The sequence below is a fragment of the Moorena sp. SIO3I6 genome, from assembly GCF_010672095.1.
Genome location: NZ_JAAHHU010000315.1, coordinates 1 through 5,046, shown reverse-complemented (window position 1 = coordinate 5,046; position 5,046 = coordinate 1). Strand labels below are relative to the sequence as shown.

The following is a 5,046-nucleotide window of genomic DNA, read 5'->3' as shown; positions in this document are numbered from 1 at the left end:
AAAGGCTTGAAAGCCTTGTCGGGTATGCCTTCTGCCTTCATGCAGCCAGCCCTATTTATTTCCTATTCATAATTCCTAAAATTTGTCAAGTTTTTTGTAAAGAAATATGTTTATAAAGCATAGCTTAATAAGGGGGGTTAGGGGGGATTCCTCTTGCCTTGCCCGTAGCACTAGATCAACTCCCTAACTAACCTTAACAAATCACCTTAACAAATCATTAGAATCCCGCACCACTAATGGGTTATAATGGAATTGGGATGAAGAAATACATCCTAATGATATAACTTCTAGGGAGGCCAAAAATGAAATTCAATATTTTGGCAACGTTAACTTTAGTCGCTTCTCTGTTCTTCACTGGTTCAGCAGTAGCTGAGAACCCAGACCAGGTGCAACAGTTGCTCTTAACTGGTGCATGTGAAGGATGTAATTTAAAAGGAGCGGATCTATCGGGTGCACATCTACTAGGCGCTGATTTGAGGAATGCTAACCTGCAAGGAGCAAACTTAATCGAAGCCAACCTAGAAGGTGCTGACCTGACTGGTGCCAACTTAAACGGGGCTAACTTAACCCAAGCCTTTGTCACCAATGCCAGTTTAAACTGTGCTAATCTCAACCAAGTGAATTTGACAGCAGCCAAGCTTTACGACACCGATGTGTCTGGAGCTGTCATGAACAACATTACCTTAACTGATGCCGAGATATTTGAAACTGGCATTGGCATTGGTGGTAGTGGCGAGGAATTCAATTTCAATGTCGAGTGTAGAGTAGATTCTTGACACTCTCTAATTCCTACTAATGATTCTTACCAAAAATTTTTGCTAAGGGCGGGAGCGAATAGCGCTTTCCGCCATTTTAGTTTAAGTCTTGCTTGTAGGGTGGGCAAAAATAGTTTGGTTTTTTTGAGTATTCTAGATTAGAGAACTTTGCCCACCCTACTACTGACCACTGACTGCTGACTGCTGACTGCTGTTCGCGTAGCGCATATGCTTACAAAGATGCAGCTATGGGAATCTGTGCAGCTCAACCATTAGCTGTTACGATCGGGAACTAACCCAGAAAATCCCAGGGGAGGGAAAGTTGACCGAATTTCTAGATTTTCTTAAGCACAAGTATGCTTATGTTGCCGTTGGTGAATTCAAGCCAGGCAAATTTCAAGAAGCTCAGGATCTTTACGAGAAAGCTGTATCTACCTATATCCAAGGGTTCAAAGGAGCTTACCTACTGCAAGAACCTGGAACCGATCGGGGGATTGCCGTGATATTTTGGGAAAGTATAGCGGATATGGAAGATAATCAAAGTGAGGCTTATCAGGCGATCTTAAACCAAATGTCTCACTTGTTTACCAAAGCTCCCACCACATCTTTCTACGAAGTGTGCAGTGAAATCCAGCCTCCGAATTCTTAATTCTCAATTCTTAATTCTCAATTCTTAATTCTCAAGACTCATGCGATCGCAAACGGTCATGCTAGTTGCAGAAGTGCGATCGCATTAAACTACCAATAATATATTTTTAGATATAGAGCGGATGGGGGGAATCGAACCCCCATCATCAGCTTGGAAGGCTGAGGTTTTACCACTAAACTACATCCGCATTGTTTCGTGTACTTCTTGCATCATAACATAACAAAATCAAAGTGCAACATTTTTTAGTTCAAAATTCTGGACTCTTCCGAGATCCGCTGTTCCCTGCTCCCTTCCCCCCTTACGCGCGGGGGGTTAGGGGGGATCCGCTGCTCCCTGCTCCCTAAAAAAATGACCAAAAATTTTGGGTCTCAAGCCCCGTCCTTCTAGGACGGCTTTTAAGTAGAGTATGTTATAATAAACATGTAGCCTAGTACAGGTAGGATTCGTCGGTACTGCCAATTTAAAAACAACGACGTAAAGCGATACTAGTACACGAGGAGCGAAAAACCTCGCCAAAACGCATGGATCTGCCACGGATACCGAAAACCAGTAAAATAGCAAATTGAAATACAAACGTACCGTGGGGCACACGGAAACTGAGAAAACTCAACGCTTAGGGAGATAAGCCCACTGGGGTTAGTTAAATTAGGCTAGGTATTTGGTTTTTAAACGGATATTGGGCTTAAATATTGCCTTTCCTGGATAACTAATTTTAAGGCATGTCGATGAACTAAGAATCCCCGCTCTTATAGGGCGGGGAGTGTCAAAACTAGTATAAATCACTAATCACTAATAGTGAGTTGGAAGCGATACGCTTGCACAACTGCTTGACCTGCCATGTCAGTAGGGGCAAACAACCAATCCCGAATCACCTGCTGAGCTAGTTGCTGAGCCTTAACAATACTAATATTGCCTTGCTGCACTTGAATATAGTCCGCTAGCAGTTCCGGTTTCCCATTGGAATCAATTAATAGCACCACCTTCAACACTAACTCTTCCGATAAATCAATACCTGTCACATTCAGCTCCTTAGCGGAAAATTCGGATTTGTTAGCTGGTAGCGGTAGAGCCAATTGGTCTGGAATATCCCGATTCGGATTAGTCAGACCAAAGTTACTCATCTTAGCCACAAAGCTATCTTTTGATGCCGACTCTTCCGGGATGCTGGAAGCCGGTGGCTGAATCGGTGGTGCCAGAGGTAAGGGTGAAGGTAGGGGCGTTGGGATTACTGGAATCGGCTTAACAGGAGTGATCGGAGTTGTTGGTTCAGGTGGGGGGACAGGTATAGTTAATTGATAATCTGTTGGCGGTGCTAAGTCTTTAACTGGTAAGATATCCTCTGTCGGTGTTGGCTTTACCTCACCCTCAGTGGCCTCAATGGTAGAGTTAGAGACAGTTTGGTGATTAAGATTCCGATCTGACCTAGGACTGGTGAGAGCTAAATCAATGGTTTGATCGATTAGAGCTGTTGATGGGTCTTCTGGTGATGTCTCTTGCTCAGCTATATCTTCCGGAATGATATCAATCAGATCAATGGCAATCAAATCCTGACTGGGTTGCGAACTCTCGAAGCGCCCCATCAAGAGCATAGACACTATCCACAAGAAGCATAGATTAATGACAATAGATGCCAAAACCATTGCCAACCATAGCATTGGCCGGTGAAAGTTACGTGGTTCTGGTACATTAGGGGGATGATTTGGGGGCAAAAGTTTTAGGGTCATTCTTGGGCTAGAGCGTTGATTGATAAATGCAATATTATGATTAACTAGCCGTGCGGGAAGTCCCACGCTAACCCTACGGGTATAGCGTGTTTGTTGAAAGCACGGACAGGATTTAAGAAAAATCACCGATCTCTTGACACGTTAAGGTTAAATATATATAATAGTAACTAAGGTCGATTTTGAAGTTACCGTAAGAATAAAGAAGCCTTAATCACAAAGATTTAACCCTTTTATGCATAGCCGACTAACCATAAAGGCTTCTTTATTCTAAGGTTTCATCTCCAACAAGGTTAAGTGCAATGAAACATAAAGCCGTCAAAGTCAGAATTTATCCAACACAAGAGCAAGTTCAAATATTAGCCCAACATTTTGGATGTTCTCGCTGGTGGTGGAATTATGCGTGCTTTTCAGTGTATAGAAACTTACAAGGAGACTGGCAAGGGGCTAAAGCAATCTGCACTCAACTCTATGCTGCCAAAACTCAAAAAAGAGAAAGAGACTGAATGGCTAAAAGATTGTTACTCCCAGGTGCTGCAATCTGTGAGCTTAAATCTTAGTCGTGCATATCAGAACTTTTTTCAAGGTAGAGCCAAATATCCTAGATTCAAGTCATATCATCATCGCCAATCAATTCAGTACCCCCAGAAAGTCAAGCAAGTGGGTGACTGTCTTAAATTTCCCGGAAAATTGGGAGTTGTCAAGGCAGTAATTCACCGCCCATTAGATGGGACAATCAAAACTGTAACAGTCAGTAAAGACCCTTCTGGAAAATACTATGCTTCCGTCTTAATGGAATACGAATCTGATGAACCGAAACCATCAACGAACGGGAAGGTGATTGGGATTGACTTGGGTATCAAGGATTTTGCTATTACCTACGACGGCGAAAAAACCTCTAAATTTGGCAATCCCAAGCCTATAAATAGATACCAAAAAAAACTAGCCAAAAAACAACGCATTGCAGCCCGAAAAAAGAAGGGTAGCAATGGAAGCAAAAAAGCGCGTAAGATTGTAGCTAAGGTATATGAACGCATTGGAAATGTCCGCCAAGACTACTTGCATAAGCTATCTAGGAAGATCGTAGATCAGAACCAGGTAGTGGTAGTCGAAAACCTAAACGTCAAGGGCATGCTGTGCGCTACGCGCACGCTTCGCGAACGTAACCACAAATTAGCTAAAGCAATATCTGATCTGAGTTGGGGAACCTTTGTAAATTTTCTTTCTTATAAATGCGAAAAAGAAGGAAAAGTCCTGGTCGAGATAGATCGATGGTTTCCCAGTTCTAAAACCTGCTCTAATTGTCATTACCGAATCAAAGAGTTACCGCTAGATGTAAGGTCTTGGATTTGTCCAAGCTGTAGCACTCATCACGATAGAGATGGTAATGCGGCAAAGAATATTAGAGCAGAAGGTATCAGAATGCTATCCTCCTCTGGAACAGGGGAGGTCAACGCCAGTGGAGAAGAAGTAAGACCAAAGCGAGGGCGTCCGTCCAAGCTAAGGCATTCTTCGGTGAAACTGGAAGCCTACACTGTACCCAACGGGTCAGTGTAGGTAGTTCACGCTCCCATCCCAGAATAATGCTTTAACCCCTTACGCCATAACCAGCGGTTGACTAGGAAAAATATTAAACTCCAACCTAGAATCACCAACATTCCCCCCACCACATTCACAGGTAAACCAATCAACAGTGCTGCTGGGAAGTGAATCAGATAAGGGTAGGGTGTCCACTGGGCAATTTCCCTGACCAAAGGAGGAAAGACTTCCAACGGAGCAATTAACCCAGAAAGGAATAAGTAGAGCAAAAATGATAATTCTTCAATAGCACTAGCCCGTTCTGTCCAAAAGGCGAACATGGCAAAGGTATACTGCATCAAAAAGCGTAGGGCAAAGCTCATTGCCACCACCAGGCAACCGA

The 5,046-nt window shown here is 43.2% G+C and carries 4 protein-coding genes, 1 tRNA gene and 1 pseudogene; 3 read left to right on the top strand and 3 right to left on the bottom strand.

Translation table 11 applies throughout. The annotated features are described in order from the left end of the window. Positions 1-302: 302 nt before the first annotated feature. Both F6K49_RS34945 and F6K49_RS34940 read left to right on the top strand, forming a co-directional pair. On the top strand, positions 303-776 hold the full coding sequence (locus tag F6K49_RS34945) for a pentapeptide repeat-containing protein (RefSeq protein WP_293040762.1): 474 nt from the start codon (positions 303-305) through the stop codon (positions 774-776). A 301-nt stretch (positions 777-1,077) separates the two neighbouring features. Further along, on the top strand, positions 1,078-1,404 hold the full coding sequence (locus F6K49_RS34940; protein WP_293021490.1) for an antibiotic biosynthesis monooxygenase: 327 nt from the start codon (positions 1,078-1,080) through the stop codon (positions 1,402-1,404). Positions 1,405-1,520: 116 nt separating this feature from the next. On the opposite strand, the gene F6K49_RS34935 is transcribed toward F6K49_RS34940, so the two are convergent. Together F6K49_RS34935 and F6K49_RS34930 are read right to left on the bottom strand one after the other, a co-directional pair. Next, a tRNA-Gly gene (locus F6K49_RS34935) sits at positions 1,521-1,591 on the bottom strand. Between the two features lie 595 nt (positions 1,592-2,186). Continuing rightward, positions 2,187-3,128 carry a hypothetical protein gene (locus F6K49_RS34930; protein WP_293104077.1) on the bottom strand — a complete coding sequence of 314 codons (942 nt, stop codon included), beginning with the start codon at positions 3,126-3,128 and terminating at the stop codon, positions 2,187-2,189. A gap of 299 nt (positions 3,129-3,427) precedes the next feature. Between F6K49_RS34930 and F6K49_RS34925 the strand changes: the two are divergent. Next, a pseudogene (locus tag F6K49_RS34925) lies at positions 3,428-4,682 on the top strand (RNA-guided endonuclease TnpB family protein). A 5-nt stretch (positions 4,683-4,687) separates the two neighbouring features. On the opposite strand, the gene F6K49_RS34920 reads toward F6K49_RS34925, so the two are convergent. Further along, positions 4,688-5,046, bottom strand: a 359-nt coding sequence (locus F6K49_RS34920; RefSeq protein ID WP_293104072.1) for an ABC-2 family transporter protein, incomplete at its 5' end; no start/stop codon positions are given.